The sequence below is a fragment of the uncultured Methanobrevibacter sp. genome (assembly GCF_900314615.1).
Taxonomy (GTDB): Archaea; Methanobacteriota; Methanobacteria; order Methanobacteriales; family Methanobacteriaceae; genus Methanocatella.
Genome location: NZ_OMWA01000033.1, coordinates 1 through 16,730 on the forward strand (window position 1 = coordinate 1; position 16,730 = coordinate 16,730).

General features: G+C 35.8%; 15 protein-coding genes. 1 reads left to right on the top strand and 14 read right to left on the bottom strand.

The annotated features are described in order from the left end of the window. Nucleotides 1–617: 617 nt before the first annotated feature. The 14 genes from QZN33_RS10705 to QZN33_RS10770 all read right to left on the bottom strand — a co-directional run bounded on the left by QZN33_RS10705 (nucleotide 618) and on the right by QZN33_RS10770 (nucleotide 15,775). Nucleotides 618–1,115 carry a hypothetical protein gene (locus QZN33_RS10705; RefSeq protein WP_296792297.1) on the bottom strand — a complete coding sequence of 166 codons (498 nt, stop codon included), beginning with the start codon at nucleotides 1,113–1,115 and terminating at the stop codon, nucleotides 618–620. Between the two features lie 106 nt (nucleotides 1,116–1,221). After that, nucleotides 1,222–1,602: a hypothetical protein gene (locus QZN33_RS10710; protein WP_296792301.1), complete on the bottom strand. Its 381-nt coding sequence runs from the start codon at nucleotides 1,600–1,602 to the stop codon at nucleotides 1,222–1,224. Nucleotides 1,603–1,911: 309 nt separating this feature from the next. Beyond that, entirely contained in the window at nucleotides 1,912–4,557 is a 2,646-nt protein-coding gene (locus QZN33_RS10715; protein WP_296792304.1) for a PEP/pyruvate-binding domain-containing protein, read from the bottom strand. Nucleotides 4,558–4,575: 18 nt separating this feature from the next. Next, entirely contained in the window at nucleotides 4,576–6,063 is a 1,488-nt protein-coding gene (locus tag QZN33_RS10720; RefSeq protein WP_296792307.1) for a glutamate synthase-related protein, read from the bottom strand. Then, the gene (locus QZN33_RS10725) at nucleotides 6,063–7,127 is read right to left on the bottom strand and encodes a Coenzyme F420 hydrogenase/dehydrogenase, beta subunit C-terminal domain (protein WP_296792310.1); all 1,065 of its coding nucleotides are present in this window, start codon (nucleotides 7,125–7,127) and stop codon (nucleotides 6,063–6,065) included. Before QZN33_RS10725 ends, QZN33_RS10720 begins: the two co-directional genes overlap by 1 nt. Before the next feature lie 4 nt (nucleotides 7,128–7,131). Further along, entirely contained in the window at nucleotides 7,132–7,785 is a 654-nt protein-coding gene (locus tag QZN33_RS10730; RefSeq protein ID WP_296792312.1) for a GXGXG domain-containing protein, read from the bottom strand. A gap of 13 nt (nucleotides 7,786–7,798) precedes the next feature. Then, entirely contained in the window at nucleotides 7,799–8,716 is a 918-nt protein-coding gene (locus QZN33_RS10735) for a glutamine amidotransferase (protein WP_296792316.1), read from the bottom strand. Between the two features lie 209 nt (nucleotides 8,717–8,925). Next, complete coding sequence (gene glnA / locus QZN33_RS10740; protein ID WP_296792319.1) at nucleotides 8,926–10,263, bottom strand: type I glutamate--ammonia ligase; 1,338 nt, start codon at nucleotides 10,261–10,263, stop codon at nucleotides 8,926–8,928. Between the two features lie 395 nt (nucleotides 10,264–10,658). Continuing rightward, on the bottom strand, nucleotides 10,659–12,047 hold the full coding sequence (locus tag QZN33_RS10745) for an MFS transporter (RefSeq protein WP_296792322.1): 1,389 nt from the start codon (nucleotides 12,045–12,047) through the stop codon (nucleotides 10,659–10,661). A gap of 21 nt (nucleotides 12,048–12,068) precedes the next feature. Beyond that, complete coding sequence (locus QZN33_RS10750) at nucleotides 12,069–13,049, bottom strand: SAP domain-containing protein (protein ID WP_296792325.1); 981 nt, start codon at nucleotides 13,047–13,049, stop codon at nucleotides 12,069–12,071. 37 nt (nucleotides 13,050–13,086) lie between these two features. Further along, nucleotides 13,087–13,902, bottom strand: coding sequence for a 5'/3'-nucleotidase SurE (gene surE, locus QZN33_RS10755; protein ID WP_296792328.1), 816 nt, complete (start codon nucleotides 13,900–13,902; stop codon nucleotides 13,087–13,089). A gap of 296 nt (nucleotides 13,903–14,198) precedes the next feature. Continuing rightward, nucleotides 14,199–14,537 (bottom strand): hypothetical protein, encoded by a 339-nt coding sequence (locus tag QZN33_RS10760; RefSeq protein ID WP_296792331.1) that lies wholly within the window; start codon nucleotides 14,535–14,537, stop codon nucleotides 14,199–14,201. Further along, entirely contained in the window at nucleotides 14,498–14,794 is a 297-nt protein-coding gene (locus tag QZN33_RS10765) for a hypothetical protein (RefSeq protein ID WP_296792335.1), read from the bottom strand. Before QZN33_RS10765 ends, QZN33_RS10760 begins: the two co-directional genes overlap by 40 nt. A 135-nt stretch (nucleotides 14,795–14,929) precedes the next feature. Further along, nucleotides 14,930–15,775, bottom strand: a complete 846-nt coding sequence (locus tag QZN33_RS10770) for a pyridoxamine kinase (RefSeq protein WP_296792337.1) — start codon at nucleotides 15,773–15,775, stop codon at nucleotides 14,930–14,932. Between the two features lie 646 nt (nucleotides 15,776–16,421). On the opposite strand from QZN33_RS10770, the gene QZN33_RS10775 reads away from it, so the two are divergent. Further along, nucleotides 16,422–16,637 carry a hypothetical protein gene (locus QZN33_RS10775; RefSeq protein ID WP_296792340.1) on the top strand — a complete coding sequence of 72 codons (216 nt, stop codon included), beginning with the start codon at nucleotides 16,422–16,424 and terminating at the stop codon, nucleotides 16,635–16,637. The last annotated feature ends 93 nt before the right edge of the window (nucleotides 16,638–16,730 follow it).

Consider the following 16,730-nt stretch of genomic DNA (forward strand, 5'->3'; position numbering starts at 1 on the left):
AAAAACTATTTAAAAGTTAATAAAAAAATAGAATACCCAACTTACAATTCATCCACAACTTACAGAAGTTGTGGTATTCTTGCATTATTAAGATAAAAACTACCATTTTCAAAAGTAATATTTATTTTAATAGCCCATAAAAAGTTTAATAAAAATATAAAAAATATTTTATTTTTAATCAAATATTCAAAAAAAAACTTAAAATAGCTTTAAATTTGAAACTTTTTTAATAAGTTATATATACAGTTAAAAATCAATAGAAATATAGGAGGTAAAAAATATAGACAAAAAGACAATTGCAGTTATCGCAGTAATCGTAATCTTAGTTGCAGCAATAGGCGTAGGATTATTCCTAACACAGGGAAAAAATACAAAACCTGCAGACACTAAAATTATAAAAAACACATCAAATACTTCTGTTACAAACACAACAAGCCAGAATGTAGCATCAAATTCAACTCCTTCTAATGCATATTACATTGATGAAGATGGTGAAAGAGAGTATTATTATGATGATTACTATGATAATGACGGACCATATGATTAGTGAAACAGGAGATTTATCTCCATTCACTCTTTTTTTAATTTAACAACCATCTACAGGCAATTTTAACCATTCACTCTACAATCTCTTCAATAATATTCATTTTATCGCACTTTAACATAACAATCCTGCCCTCTTTCATATAGGAAAAACAGTATCTATCAAATGTCTTGTTCCATGTGCCGTAGTTTACAGGTTCTGTTTTAAACAGTCCATCGACACCGTTTATGGATTTCTGCTGCCAGCTTCCGTCATTAATATCATCCAAATCAATACAATCATCAGATTCCAAAACGCTTATCGACAAAAGCAGCAGATTATTTTGATGGAATGTCTTTTCATATTTTATGACTTTGTGATTTGAAATTTCACTCTGGCTGATTTCGGTTTCATTGTCATCTTCAAGAAATCCCCAGGATACTGTGAAATTCAATCCTCCTACATCAACATCCCTTGGTTGCGCAAGATGATATTTTGAACCGTATGGAACAGGAGAGTTGTGAACAATTGCAAAGGCAATTATCAACATCACTATGAAAAATACAACTGAAAATACTGTCCTTTTGTCCATTCAAATCACTTAAAAAAAAATGTAATATAATTATACTTGGCAAAAAGACTATTTAAATTTAATGGTGCGATTTAAATTAAAAAAATAAAAAAGAAAAAGTATGAGCTTATTTAGCTACTACTTGTTCTAATAATTCTACACTTGGTGCATCAACTTGTACAAACTGATTATCAGATGAGTAAACGAAAATGAAACGTCCGTCTTTTTCAGTATAAAGACCTTCAACGCCACTGACATTTTTCATTACTGTATTTCCAGATGGAGATAAGTCAACACCTTTTTCTGGAAGGAATGTGTCAACAGTAATGTTTTTATCACCGTTTACTAAAACTGTTCTGTTCATTTGAGCGCTGACTCCTGAAAAGTCAGATGCTTTATTTACCACTTTTTGTGAATCATCTGCTGTAAAACCGTTTGGTGTATTGAATTTAGGTTCAGCTGATACAAAGCTTAATGTAGCTACAACAGCGATTAAAATAAAAAGCAAACTAATATTTTTTTTGCATTCATTTTTTCACCTTTATTGAACAATAATTAAAATTATTGTTAATGTTTATTTTAACTATAAACATATAAATATGTTTTGTAAAATAAGTTGAATAATCTATTAAACTGTTAAAAATTATTTTTAAAAATGTGAAAAACAACCCTGAATCAGGGTCGTTAATCACATTGGAATTTTGTCATACGGTTTGTTTTTATTTGAAAAATCTTTTTTTTTAAAAAAATTATTGCAAATAAAAAGGCATATGTCCCACCCGCCTGCCCTAAATATAATGAATTTAATTCATTATAATCATTTGAAGATGCACATTGTTTCATCCCTGTTCATATCATGATAGAACTCTGCTGCATCTCCTTCAAATTCTATTACCTGCACCATCTCATATATCTCATCACTCAGATTCGGATTGATATCCTTTAGGATGTTATCATGTTCATAGAGCATGTCCCTGTTGAATTCAATTTTCTTCTCATTTTCAAACAGAGCCCCATAGTATATTTCAGCTTCCACAAGATCCTGGAACATATGGCTTCCAAAGGAAAGCTCAGGCATGTATCCAACTTCACTGTAGGCCTCTTCAAGAATTGCCGTAAAGTGGCTGATATCTGCAAACACCACAGGAATTCCAAGCTCCGGTGAAGATGTGCCTATTCTTCCGGGAACTATGAGAATTGCAGTTTTTCTCTTATCCCTGCAGTATGCGTTAACGTCACTGATTACCCGTGAGAGTGAACTTTTCTGTGCATATGGATATTCATAATACCTGTGGGGATCAACATAACATATTGCATCTACCTTATTTTTTCGTGACATTCCCATTGAGGATTCCCTGATATGGAAGAATACGTTTTTATCTTCAGGCATTTCAATGGCTTCATTGTTTGTTGAAACCTGCAGAGGTCTGCACTGTAAAAGATTAATGTTGAAAGAGTTGTCCTCACCTACATTTACAGTGTATTCTATATCGACCGGATAGTCATATGCAGTCTCCAAAGTATTGAGAATTTCCTTCATCACATCAATGAATTTAGTGTTTTTGACAATTCCTTCACAGTTGACAAATACTATTTCACGACGCTGCCCACGGTCACGAAACATCCTTTCGGCTTCCTTGTCATGTTCTACAAGAACTTTTTTTGCATATCTTGGAATAACGTCAAGCCCTTCATCTACAGCAACGTCATGAAGAGATATATTTTTCAAATCAATCACGTCAAGATAGTGCTGTGAGTATCTGTGCTTTTCCTTGATGTCCTTTGCCATTGTAACTTCAGGCCTGTCCAGATTTATGATTCTCGGATAGTCCTTTTTGGTCCTGTCAACAGCTTTTGTTCCAAGACCCATTACAAGTCTGAGCATTCCTTTGCTGTTGTCCATATCGGGAAGTGGAGAATATGGACTGTATGAAAATCCCACGCCTGCTGCAGTCGGGAAGAGATAGTCTCCGTAATAGGAACCTGAAACCCTTTGTACAAGAAGTGCCATCTGCTCATCGGTATCATCAAGGCCGTTGAGTTTCCTATACTCGAGAGCGGAAATGTTCATGGTACTTGAATATACTATTTTAACTGCCTCTTCAAATGCTTCAAGACGCTCTTCAAGAGATCCCCTGTTGACACAGAATACTGATTCGTATTTTCCTGCAAATGCGTTTCCGTATCCGTCTTCAAGAAAACTGCTTGAGCGTACAATAATAGGATTCTGTCCGAAATAGTCCAAGATATGTATGAATTCCTTTTTTATTTCATCGGAAAATGTTCCGTTTTTAAGTGCTTCTTCCAGTTCTTTTCCGTATTTGTAATATCCGTCCTTTGTTCTCTGCTTTACCCTTAAATCCCAAAGGTCATTGGAGACTATATATGTGTAGAACAAATCGGAACCAATATAGAATGAATCGTCAGGCTCGAATATATTGCTGTAAATTTCAGGGCAATTCTTTTCGATGATTTTTCTTGCAAGAAGCATACCACAGGATTTACCTCCTACAAGTCCGCTTCCCACCCGTCGGTCGTATATGGTAGTGTAATCCTCGAATGTGAAATATTCCTTGATTTTAGAAAGCATCTTTTCATCTTTGGTCATCATGAGCTCACAAATCTTATCGCACTCATCATCGATATTTTCGCCTTCACTATACTTCATTCTCACCTGAAGCATGTACCTCTCCCAGCTGTCCAGTATCTGACCGTTCTGATACTTATCTGAGTCATTGATTGTCTTGTAGTATCTGCTTACTTCCTGACCGTCCTGAAGAGCCTTTACAAGACCGGTTACAGGATTGAACTTATGGCCTAAAAACATTGTCTGGGAGTATCTGTTCCATACCTTCAATGGTGAAACGTAGACCTCTTCCGGAGAACTGGAGTAAACGTTAAGGAAAAGCTGTGTTGTTTCACGGATTTTGGCTATTGCATCATAGGAATGTCTTCCACGTATAATCGGGAAGTATGCCACAGTATCAAGTGAAAACAGAAATGGACATGTTACCTTAAAGAAGTTTCCCATCATCAAATCTGTTGACCAGACAGCCTGAAGGTCACTTAGACAGTCAAAGACATAGAATGCATCGTATCCTTCCTTTTCTATGATTCTGTGGACTTCAAGGGTAAATGTCTCAAACTGATTATATGGATTTACCATATATATCCTGATGCCGTCACGTTCAATCATTGCAAATTCTGTGTCGGGATTGTCCTGTTCGGCTTCAAGAAGCCTGAAATCATCATCGCTCATCTCTATCAGTGGAGGGTGATTTGCAAAGCGGATGTATATCAAGTTTCTTTTATCTTCTTTTGCCTGTCTGATATATGGGTTTACAAAGTATGAAAACTCGTTGAGGTTTGTAACGTTCCATACAACATTATCCCCCAGACGGATATTGTCTAGAGCACTGTCAAGTCCCGGAATTCCTGATTTGATTCTGTCAAACGCAGCCATAATAACATCTCCTTAATTTTAATGCTGTTTGCTTACCATCGGTACTCCTGTCAGCTCGCAGGCTTCCATGGTCAGTGAGACCAGATCTTCCCGTTCAAGATTTTCTATATCAGTATTACCTGCCTGCTGAGTCAGTGAGGATACCTCCTGTGTCATTGCTTCAATATAGTTTGCAACCTGCTGGCCTTTTCTTATAGGATCAAGTCTTCTTCTAAGCACCCTGTCCTGTGTTGCAATTCCTTTCGGACATATTCCTTCAGAACATGACTGGCATACTTTACATCCTATGGATATCAGTGCGGATGTAGCTACATATACTGCATCAGCACCTAGAGCTATTGCTTTTGCAACATCGGCACCTGACCGGATTCCTCCTGCAGCAACAAGGCTCACTTCACTTCTTAAATTGATTTCCTTTAAAGCGTCATCTGCCTTGACGATTGCTTCTATTGTTGGAATACCCGCATGTTCTGTAACCACTTCAGGACTTGCACCGGTTCCTCCCTGCATACCATCAACAACAATCATATCCGCACCTGCCTTTGCAGCGATTTTAACGTCCTGTTCAACTCTTCCTGATGCAAATTTGACAATGATAGGTATTTTCCAGTCTGTAATTTCCCTTAGCTGGTCGATTTTCATTCCCAAATCTTCAGGACCTACTATGTCCATGTGTCTTGCAGGACTTAATGCTGATGTCCCTTCCGGAATATTACGAACTCTTGCAACTTCTGCTGTTACCTTATGGGCCAGAAGGTGTCCTCCCATACCTGATTTTGCACCCTGACCTATTTTTATCTCAACTGCTTCCGCATTATTTAAATATTCTGCTGAAACACCGAAACGACCTGATGCATACTGTGCGATGAGCTTGTCGGCGTAATGCCTTTCTTCGGGAAGCATTCCTCCTTCACCGGTGTTGGTAATAGTTCCCACTTTACTGCTTCCGATTGCCAGTGCTATTTTTGCCTCTTTGCTTAATGCACCAAAAGACATTGCCCCAATCATTATAGGAGTGTCTATTTCTATCGGATTTTCAGCAAATCTGTCACCTAAAACCACTGAAGTTTTGCATGTTTCCCTGTAGGAGTCAATCGGAGGTCGTGATACCTGTGCAGGAAGTATGCTTAAATCATCAAATGTAGGAATTTTACGTGTTAGTCCACATCCCCTAACTTTATATGAACCTGTCTGGCTTTTACGTTTTATTTCAACCATTGTTGAGTTTGACCAGACACCTCTTCCTTCATCTACAAGAGGCCTTACATATATAGCATGTGTAGGACACATCTCTTCACAGATTTTACATCCCACACAGTTTTCCTGATGTATCGGAAGAGGTTCATCATTGATTACCTCATATACATCGTGAGGACAGTTTGAATAGCAGCTATAACAGTTTTTACATGCTGATTTTTTAGGATTGTCACATAAATACCAGCAGCATCCCGGCCGGTCATTGCTCTGTTTGCAGATTTCTATTTTTCTCTCAACAGTAAATGACATTAGTTAACCTCCTCTTTTAGCGGTTTGAAAACCGGACACACTGAATATTTTGTTCCTCCGGATTTTACAACTTCATCTATTTCATCTGTCAGTTTTGCATAAGGTTTCCATGCAAGTTCATCCTTTTTATCTACAATCAGCGCTTCAGTTATGATGCCTTTGGTTAGAAGATAGTCTAGAAGTGTTGTAACGATTGATCCGTCCTGACCCTGGGAATGCTTAAGTGATTTGACTGTAAGCACTTTAATATAATCTCCAATCGGTTTTGAATTGTCATTTCTCAGATTGCATGGTATGAATGTTCTAGGACACACTGCAAAGCATGCATGACAGTCATCTGTGCATTGCCCTCTCATTATCGGTTTTGTATCATCGATTGTGATGAGATTTTCAGGACATGCATATTCACATGCACCGCAAAGCACACATGCTCCAACGTCAATGACATTTGATTTCAAATCCATAAACTGGGAAAGTGCCACTTCATCTGCGATTGAATCGTCAGATTTTTCCCTCTGATACAATACAGGACGTGCAAGAAACTCTCTTCTTTCAACATATTCAAGATTTTTGCTGATTTTAGAGCCGGCAATTCTTGTTAAAAGTTCAAAGTTTGAATCTGAAAGCTCATTTGCTTCAATGAATTTATCTTCAATTGCACCGTCAATTATTTCCTGACCTTTTCTTGTTCGAACAATCAGTGTTGACCAGCCGTTATCTGACCCGATAGAACCTATGGATATGTCTGATGTTTCAGATGTAAGTTCAACACAGACATTGCAGTTTTTTCTGATGATTCTTTTGGCAACAGACAGTGGAATTTTTACTGTCTCTTTGGTTTTCAAAAGCAAGGAGATGAATCCTTTGTCTATCTGGAACTTTTCGATATCCTCCATTTTCAGGCCATATTCCTTTAGAAAATTTACAAAGTATTTGTATGAGAAGTTTTCCATACAGAAAAGGCCCAGTTTAACATCAATAGGGCTGTCTGTATAATGCTGGAGTTTAGATGCAGCCATTATTTCACATGGTGTTCCGACCATAGCTATTCTTTTTTCACTCATTTTTTCAGCTCCTATTAACGATTTTTTTAAAGTTTGAATATTCACTGTCTGTTAAATCAAAACCGTATTCGGTTAAAGTTTCTTTTAGATGTTTTTTGTCATCTGCTGTAGATTCAACCATGACTGCATTTTTTCCAAGGCTTTTGACATCTCCAAGAACATATATTGTTCCTCTCATGATGGACTCGCCTACATCATCAGTAACGTCACCAAGTATAATCAGTGTTCCGCCCATCATCAGAAGTCCGGTCATGAATCCACTGTTTCCGTCAATTATTACGGTACCGCCTTTCATGATTTCTCCTGTTCTTGAACCGGTGTTTCCTTTAACTATTACTGTTCCACCATATATTCCCTGACCTGCACCGTCACCTGCAGTTCCTTCTATTATAAGCTCACCGCTTGTCATGTTGTCTCCTGCAAACCATCCTGCATTACCTTTGATATGTATGTGAGGTCCGTTAACCATGGTTGCGACAAAATATCCTGCAGATCCGTTGATTTCTATTTCAACATCTTCACATAAACCTGCACAGATGTTGTGTCTTGATTCGGGATTGTTTATTATGAGTCTGTCATGAACTGCGGCCTGTTTTTTTATGATACGGTTAAGTTCCTTTTCACTCATTTCTTTAGCATCAATAACATATTCTTTCATGAAAAAACTCTCCCTATATGGTGTATGCCCTGGTTTCTCCCGGAGCAATCTGTTCAATGTTGTCTGAATCAGTTACATCATGCAGTGCCATTTCTTCAGAAGCGATTGCAAATATTTCATCGGTTTCAACCATTACTCCCGGCCTTAATCCAAGCTTGTCTTTTGCAATTCCAATACCGTCAGGTGTTCCGACAAGTATTGAAAAAGGTCCGTCAAGGTCAATTACTGCCTGGTCAAGTGCCTCTTCAAGCTTATAGCCCTGGTTGAGTTTATCAGCCATATAATGGACAATGCATTCCGTATCATTGAACGATTCAAAAGTATGACCTTTCCTTTCAAGAGGGTCTCTTATTTTCCAGTAGTTTGTAATCTGGCCGTTGTGGACTACTGTAATGTCAGGTATGATGTAGCTTTGATAAGGGTGTGCATGGTATCTGTCCACACCGCTTTCTGTTGCAAAACGGGTATGTCCTATTCCATGTGTTCCCATTCTGCTTTCAACGTCAAATCGCTTTGCAATGTCTTTTACTTTACCGACATCCTTAATCATTTCAAATGAATGTGATCCGTTAATGACTCTTACGTTTTCAAGTTCGTCAATTTCTCTGATGCATGGTTTTAGAAGGGAATATTCATCCAGTGCAATTTTGCATTTGTATACGTCTGAGTCACCTACTGATTTTATAAGCTGTTCATCAAATATCGGACTTATCTGTGTTAATAATGATTTTAAGTTGTCTAGTGTACCTCGTCTTCTTTTTACTTCAATGTTTAGTTGATAATAATTTTCTGGAAAATCCAAACTGCCGTATAACGAATAACCTGCTGAATCAGGTCCCCTGTGCTGTAGGGATTCAAGCATTGATGTCAGTGCTTTTCCTATTGGGTGTGATTTTTTATCCTTGTATATTACCCCTGCTATTCCGCACATTTTTTTACCTCCAAATAAAAATAATCGGCGAATAACATTTCATATGCCTTTTAAATAATCATGAAATTACCATATGCCTTAATAATAATTCTTACTCACTAAATTCCATATGCCTTTAAAAATAATTTTGTTTTAATTTAACCTCCAAAAAATTAAGATTTATTGGCAGTCTCAAACCGTTAAATCTGACCACCAATGTATGATACTGATTATACGTTTAAGTATTCATCCCTTTCATAATCAAATACCTGTATCCTGTAAGCATCCCATTCTGCTCTTTTGATAGCGTAGAACTGATTGAATACTTTTTCACCTAAAGCGTTTTTAACAACTTCATCCTCTTCAAGTGAATGATATGCTTCCCATAAACTTGTTGGAAGGCTACTGATTCCTTTTTCTGCAATTTCATCTTCAGTGTATGCAAAAAGGTTTTCTTCAGTAGGTTCACCAGGGTCAATCTTATTGTCCATACCGTCAAGACCAGCTTCAAGAAGTACTGCAAATGCAAGGTACGGGTTACATGACGGGTCAGCGGATCTGCATTCAATTCTTGTTCCCAGTCCTCTAGATGCAGGGATTCTTAATAATGTTGATCTGTTTTTAAATCCGTAAGCTATGTAGCATGGTGCTTCATAACCTGGTACTAAACGTTTGTAGGAGTTGACTGTCGGTGAGAGAATTGATGACAATGCAGGTGCATGTTCAAGTAATCCTCCGATGAAGTATAATGCTTCCTGTGAGATTTGATTTTCTCCGTCAGGGTCGTAGAATATGTTTTCACCGTTTTTGAAAAGACTCTGGTTACAGTGCATTCCGCTACCGTTGATTCCCATGAAAGGTTTCGGCATGAATGTTGCTTTAAAACCTAGTTTGTTTACAAGTGCTTTTACTGCTTCTTTAAATGTAATTACAGCATCTGCTGTTTTTAAAGCATCTGCATATTTGAAGTCAACTTCGTGCTGGCCTGCTGCAACTTCGTGGTGGCTTACTTCCACATTGAAGTCAAGTTTTTCAAGTCCTAAAACGATTTCCCTTCTGATATCAGTACCCTGATCCAATGGTTCAACATCAAAGTATTCTGCTTCATCTGCAGGGACGTAGTTTCCGTCTTCATCCCCTTTTATGATGAAAAATTCAGGTTCAGGACCCATATTGAACTGATATCCTCTTTTTTCAGCTAACTGTAATGATTTTTTAAGTACTCCTCTTGGATCACCGTCATATGGTTTTCCATCTGTAGTGAAAATATCACATATAAACCTGCTTGTACCTTTTGATTCAGGTCTCCATGGAATTGTTGAGAATGTGTCAATGTCGGGTTTTGCCAGAAGGTCACTGTCATTGATTGAAGCTAATCCTGCAACAGATGAACCGTCAAAAAGCAGTCCGTCGTTTACAATATCCTCAACGTCATCAGCTTTTTTGAGTGGTACTGCCATACTTTTCGGTAACCCATGTATATCTGAAAATTCCAGTTTAAGGAATTTTATATCGTTTACTTCGATTGTTTTAATTATTTGGTCTAATTTTTTATCTTTTGCTGACATTTTTTCACTTCATCTTTTGAGTAGAAAATCCATAAAAAAATGGACTTACTTAAATACATAGTCGGAAGGAAGTTTCCTTCCGATTAATAATTTTAATATAATTATATATAAATCTTTCGATAGTTTAAAAAAAATGTAAAAAATATGTTAATTATTCAATGCCGAATGTCATATAATTGATACATATTTAAAAATCAGTATTTTTTTAACTTTAACGTCAGCTATTTTTAAATAAAAATTGAATTTAAAAAGAGTTTGATGTATATCCCCATTTAAAAATAAAATTAATTTTCAATATCCTTGACGTTAAAGTAAAAAGAGATAAATTAAATCAATAGTTTTAAAATTAAATTTGATTTGGTTGACCGCAAAATCAACCAGATTAATTATTTCAATCAGGCATTTTCTTTCATGGTTTGAATCTGCTCATCACGAGACTTCAGTTTCAATGTAAATATAAATGCGATAACAGAAACAACCGAAGCTAAAATGAGACTTGTTTTATATCCGAATATTCCTGAAAATGAAGCGATAACACCACCTATTAATGCACCACCTATTAACTGTCCAACACTTGAAAGCATATTGACGATAGCCTGACCGGCACCCCTTTCATGGGATTTTGCTTCACTTAAAACAATGTACCTTAAAGGAGCTCCTATGATTGTAACCATACCTACACCTGCCAGACAGCCTGCAACTATAAACAATATGAAATTATCAGGATACAATGCAATGACTATTAAACCGACGGCCAGTATTATGGTTCCGGCTGCCATAATCATACGTGAACCAACTGTATCAAGAATCCTTCCTATAACTGGAGCTGCTACTGCATTGGCTCCCAAAATCGGAATAAGCATCAGACTTGCCATCTGATCATTTAAACCCATTGAAATAATTACCAGTGAAGGGATGAAAATTACTGAAGAATAAATCAGACCATAAGCCAGAGTCTCAATGCATGCAATTGTTATTTCCTTATTTTTCAAAAGATGTATTGCTACAATGGATTCTTCTGCCCTTTTTTCAACCATTACAAAAACAGGCAGCAGAATAATAAACATTACAAGAAACGGAGCTACATTTAGCGATAAAACACTATTTACAAAATTATTTGAATCAATCTGATTTAAACCGTATGAGAGAAATACCGCAAGAAGACTTAAAAGTACAATTCCCGGATAATCGATTTTAAGCTTTCTTTCATTTTCCATATCCGGAAGAATATATGCTGCAAATACAATAATGAAAACTGCAATAGGAATATTGATTGTAAAACACCAGTGCCATCCGAAAGGAATCAGTGCAGCGCCAACCAAAGGTCCTCCAATGGCAGAAATTCCAAATACACTTCCTAAAATTCCCAATGCCCTTCCTCGCTCTTCAAGTGGAAATGCATCGCCGATGAATGCCCCTCCTACAGGAAATATTCCTCCGCATCCAAAGCCCTGTATTACTCTTCCAATCAGAATCATTTCCATATTTGCTGAAAATGCAATAAGCGCAGAACCAACAGCAAAAAACAGCACATCAAGAATGAAAATCTTTTTACGGCCGTAAAAATCTGAAAACTTTGCCATAATAGGTGAGCCTATCATGAATGCAATTACAAAAAGTGTAAATATCCAGCTTGATTCCCTGCTTGTGAGATTAAAAGTCTGTTCTATTGACGGAAGCACGGGACCGATTATTCCGGTGTCAAGTGAGCCCATAAACACCCCTATCAAAAACAGTATTAAAATCAGATTTCTTGTTCTGGCGTCTAATGTAGTTTGCGGCATAATAATCAGTAGTAGTGATATTTAAAAGTCAAATAATGTTTTTTGAGCGATTTTTTTAATCTTTAAATCTTCATTTTTATAGAATCTGCTGTTTAAATCATTGTTGATATGGTCGTAATCCTTCATATTCAGAATGTCTTTAAGGCATCTGTATCCATCATATTTTGATACGATTATCCTTTCAAAATTAAATGAATCCCAGACCAGATAGAATGTTGAAATAATTGTATTTTTGCTTAAATGCTCATTTAAGAAGCGGAGATTATCATATGTGTCCAGCAGCAACCCCTCATGATTTTTCAAATCATCTATTTTCCATACGGGATTCAGGTTCATGCAGAAGTTTTTAAGTTCATACTCAAGCATTTTCACATATTTTTCCTTTTTTAAAAAGTGCTCCGCCATGATGTGAGTATTGAGAACATATCTTTCATGGTTTTCATCTTCATATGCCCTGCGGATATGTATTTTAATGAATTCAACAGGAATTTTAGCCAGTTTTTTTCTGTAGTTATCCATATAAAACTCATTGAATTCATTGAAGTAATAAAAATCAATCAAATGTTTATTGTAAATGTTTATTCTTCTTTTTTTGTTTTTATAGAATACTTTGGATTTTGAAGAAAGTACTATATTGTCTCCAAGCAGATTGTTTTTAAAGATTCTATCTTCCAGTACCTCACGTTTTCCGGATTTTTTAAGGCCGTGTTTTTTCAGAATCTTTTTAAGGGATTTGGTATTGTATTTTTGAATCTGTGCTGAAAATGCAATTTTGCTGGTTTTATTAAGCAAGTATTTGTTTTCAAGCAGATAGTCATTTAAATACACCTCAGACAATCCGTATTTATTGGCTACATCACGAACTGCATCGTCAATGCTTGATTGACTCTTTAAAACTAGATATATAAAATCAAATGTATACTGAATTTCAGATACATCATATCCTTTCGGAACACTGCCTGTGTATTTATAGGAAAGCTTTTCGGATTTATCAACAAACATATTATTTTTAATTTTTATTGGTTATTGTTATTATATCTTACCAGTCTTTCAGTTCTTTTGAGGTCATATTTACATTTAATGGTGTCAGACTTGGTCTTTTTTCAACAAGCAGTGCATATCCATCACTTCCCTCATCATATTCGCTGACAAGGTCAGGCGTAATCATTATCAAATCATCACCAGAATCGTTATCATCAAGAGGATATTTGAATATTTCTTCCTTTTCTGTGTCTGTATTGTCAATGACCTTTTTGTCAAGCATCTTATGGGAGAGATGTGTCAGTTTAACATCTTCTGATTCATAATTGGAAGGCACATTCAGATTAAAGAGATCAACTCCTTCAGGAAATCCTTCATCGATTATTTTGGCTACCAGATCATGCAGAACCTTTTTTGTCAAATCAAAATTATAATCTATATGCCATTCGCCTTTTTCATCCCTTTTGTATGATGTTTTAGGGTCCATGAAAAGTGACACGGCTATTGCTGGAATTCCCAGACTGACCGCTTCGAATGCAGCACATACTGTTCCGGATGATGTTATATCACAGCTGATGTTAACTCCCTGATTTATACCGCTTATGACAAGGTCAGGTTTTTCATCCATTACGTATTTTGCCCCGACTACAACACTGTCTGCAGGACTTCCTGATACTGAATATGCTCTGCTTTTATCTTCAAGCTCGCAGGATTCAATTTTCAGGTGTTTGAATAATGTAAGACGGCGACCTACACTGCTGTTGTTTTTATCCGGAGCCACAACAGTAACGTCTGCCAGGTCTTCCACTGCCTGTTTTGCTGCCAAAATTCCAGGTGCAAATACTCCATCATCATTAGATATTAAAATATTCATATTAAAAGACCTCAAAAAATGTGTATTAATATTATATTTTTATGTTATAGTTAAAAAAAGTATATTAAAAATTGATAGATTTAAAAAAAAATTAGAAAAAGGATTATGAAAGCTATTTTTCCAAAACAGCAATATAGTCCATTTTTCGTCTTAGAAATGGCAGCCATGTGAAGAGCCTGAAAGCAGGTTTGAACTTGTTCATGCCGTCAAAAAGATTAACATCACGTATCCATCTGAAAGCAGAATTAAGCTTTACAAGCTCACTTCCTTTTTGAACGCCCCATATGAACTTGGAATCAGTCCTCCACTGATTTTTCAGTTACGTTTTCAACTGATACAGGAGGCATTATTTCAACAAATACAGTGTAGCGTCTGAAATTGTCAGCGATGATTTTCAGTATATCCTTATTGTCTTTTTCTGTAAGATACATTGAAAGACCTTCGATTATGAATAACAAATTTCCGCTTTCTATTTTAATCTCATTGGCCCATGCAGGATCCATTGCTGAGTATGCAAGAGTTGTGACTCTTTCATTATCTTCTATATATTGAAGTCTGAAATTTGCTGAATTTTCCAAATCGATATTGTACCATCTTATAAGTCCGTTGTCAAGTCTGTTGAATCTGGTATCCATTCCGGAACCGATATTGACAATTGTTGCAGAGGATTTTTGTCAATATAGTCTGAAACCATTTCATCAAGCACTATTGTTCTAGATATTACCCCATATTTCATGAACCTGTCCTTGTCTGCGACGCTAAAATCGTAATCTATTTGTGATATTACATCTATTGCTTTTTGATCGAAAAATCTGTGGTTCTTTTTTTGTGAATGCTGAGCTTTTGCAAATAATGTCAAAAGCATTGTCTTTTCTACACCTTCTAAATTCATAAGTTTTCCTCCATGAGTTATTTGTAATTATATAATAATAGGGAAAAGAACTATTTAAATTTTTAGGCATGCCTAAATTTTATAATTTTAAAATTAGTGAAATATCAAATAAAAAAGAATTAAAAAAATATAATGTTAAAAGGTTTTCAGCAAGTCCTGAAGTTCAGGAATTGCTTGTTCGAATTTAACACCGTATTTATGTTTTTTATCACCAATTGTCTTTTCAACTGCCTTTTTTGTAAATTCTCCAGCAATTTTAGCAGCCTGAACAGGTGATTTGCCGACCATTACCGAACCTACAAAAGATGAAGCAAAAACATCACCGGTTCCGTGGGAGACATAATCTATCTTGTCATTGTAGACAATCTCAATTGAAGATGTCTTTTTATCCAGAACAATCATTCCCATCTCGTTTGAATCGTTTTGATAACCCTTAAGAATTACATATCTTTTTGTGAAATTCTGAAGCTCCTCGGCCATTTCAATCATTTCTTCTTTGGTGAAGTGTTCCTTCCATGGCCTGTGCAATATAAAGCATGCCTCAGTAGTGTTAGGCAGAATATAATCTCCAAGCTTGCAAAGCTCACCCATCCTGTCTGCAAAATCCTGGTCAAAGCCGTTGTAGAATTCGCCGAAATCAGCCATTGCAGGGTCAACAAATACATTTCCCCCATCCTTCAGTCTGGAATCAATGATATCTTTAATATAATCCATCTGTTCGGCGGATGCAATAAATCCAGTGTAGACTGCATCAAAATAAATGCCTTCACTTTCCCAGTGTTTTCTGATATCCGGAAGGTCATCTGTCAGATCCCTTACAGTATAATCAGTAAAACCTGAAGTATGTGTGGATAAAACCGCTGAGGGAAGAACTGCTGTTTCTATTCCGAAAGCGGAAACGACCGGCAGAGCAACAGTTATTGAACATTGCCCGAAACAGGACAAATCCTGTATAGTTAAAATCTTAGTTGTTTCATTCATATTTTCAACCTGTTTGATATACTTATATAAATTTTCATTTTGCTTTTTAAATAGTTATTGCATTTTTTCAGATATAACATTATAGTTTTATTGAATAGTTATGAATTTTTTTAACTTCATTTAGATTATATAAAGAATAAAAAATTTAGGCATGCCTAAATATTTATATACTATTAAAACAAATATTCAATTGAAGCTTAAAAAAATTAAGGAGGTAAATTATGATTATCGGGATTGAAAACCTAAAAGAAAAACAGAAAGAAGAACAAGACGAATCCGAATAATTTTAAAAATTATTCGTTTAATCTCTTTTTTATTCAACACTCATTTTTAACTCAAATTCAAATACTCCACATATCAAATCAACTATTTTTCATCGAAAATTGCAAATGATTTAATTATGATGTACATGTAACAACCATTATAATTAAAAATTAGCCAATGATATTAAAATATTAAAGTTAGCCTAAAAATAAATCATAATAATTCTCAATAATATTAAAATTATTATCCGTAAAAACAATATAATTGAATTAAAAATTATTGATAAAATGAGCAGAATTATTTTTAAAAAATCGTTAAAATATAAAAAAAAAGAGGAGTTTTAAAAACTCCTAATCGTGTTTAATTTTAGTTTCTTCTTTTAATGCTTAAACCTAAAAGAGCTAAAACCATAATCAATGCGATTATCGGATTACCAGTTGCTTTATCGTCAGTTTTAATTGCAACATGTTTATGTGTAACAGCAGATTTATTTTCAAGATATACTGGGTCTACTGGATCTACAGGAACTGTATTATTGCCCGGAACATCAGGCTCTTCAATAACAGTAACAAATCCTGTTCCGTTAGCAGCATATTGAACTACCTCGACCTGTAAGAGGTCGAGGATTCTTACTTCACGGGCTGGTACTTTCCCACGAAAGTAGGATTACCGTGCTATCCCCCCAGTTCCT

What these genes read in the sequence shown, in the direction of transcription:
- QZN33_RS10720 (WP_296792307.1), bottom strand. Translation starts at nt 6,063, where the DNA reads ATGTCATTTACTGTTGAGAGAAAAATAGAAATCTGCAAACAGAGCAAT.
- glnA (WP_296792319.1), bottom strand. Translation starts at nt 10,263, where the DNA reads ATGTCAGCAAAAGATAAAAAATTAGACCAAATAATTAAAACAATCGAA.
- QZN33_RS10725 (WP_296792310.1), bottom strand. Translation starts at nt 7,127, where the DNA reads ATGAGTGAAAAAAGAATAGCTATGGTCGGAACACCATGTGAAATAATG.
- QZN33_RS10760 (WP_296792331.1), bottom strand. Translation starts at nt 14,537, where the DNA reads ATGGATACCAGATTCAACAGACTTGACAACGGACTTATAAGATGGTAC.
- QZN33_RS10775 (WP_296792340.1), top strand. Translation starts at nt 16,422, where the DNA reads ATGCTTAAACCTAAAAGAGCTAAAACCATAATCAATGCGATTATCGGA.
- QZN33_RS10705 (WP_296792297.1), bottom strand. Translation starts at nt 1,115, where the DNA reads ATGGACAAAAGGACAGTATTTTCAGTTGTATTTTTCATAGTGATGTTG.
- QZN33_RS10745 (WP_296792322.1), bottom strand. Translation starts at nt 12,047, where the DNA reads ATGCCGCAAACTACATTAGACGCCAGAACAAGAAATCTGATTTTAATA.
- QZN33_RS10770 (WP_296792337.1), bottom strand. Translation starts at nt 15,775, where the DNA reads ATGAATGAAACAACTAAGATTTTAACTATACAGGATTTGTCCTGTTTC.
- surE (WP_296792328.1), bottom strand. Translation starts at nt 13,902, where the DNA reads ATGAATATTTTAATATCTAATGATGATGGAGTATTTGCACCTGGAATT.
- QZN33_RS10730 (WP_296792312.1), bottom strand. Translation starts at nt 7,785, where the DNA reads ATGAAAGAATATGTTATTGATGCTAAAGAAATGAGTGAAAAGGAACTT.
- QZN33_RS10750 (WP_296792325.1), bottom strand. Translation starts at nt 13,049, where the DNA reads ATGTTTGTTGATAAATCCGAAAAGCTTTCCTATAAATACACAGGCAGT.
- QZN33_RS10715 (WP_296792304.1), bottom strand. Translation starts at nt 4,557, where the DNA reads ATGGCTGCGTTTGACAGAATCAAATCAGGAATTCCGGGACTTGACAGT.
- QZN33_RS10765 (WP_296792335.1), bottom strand. Translation starts at nt 14,794, where the DNA reads ATGAATTTAGAAGGTGTAGAAAAGACAATGCTTTTGACATTATTTGCA.
- QZN33_RS10735 (WP_296792316.1), bottom strand. Translation starts at nt 8,716, where the DNA reads ATGTGCGGAATAGCAGGGGTAATATACAAGGATAAAAAATCACACCCA.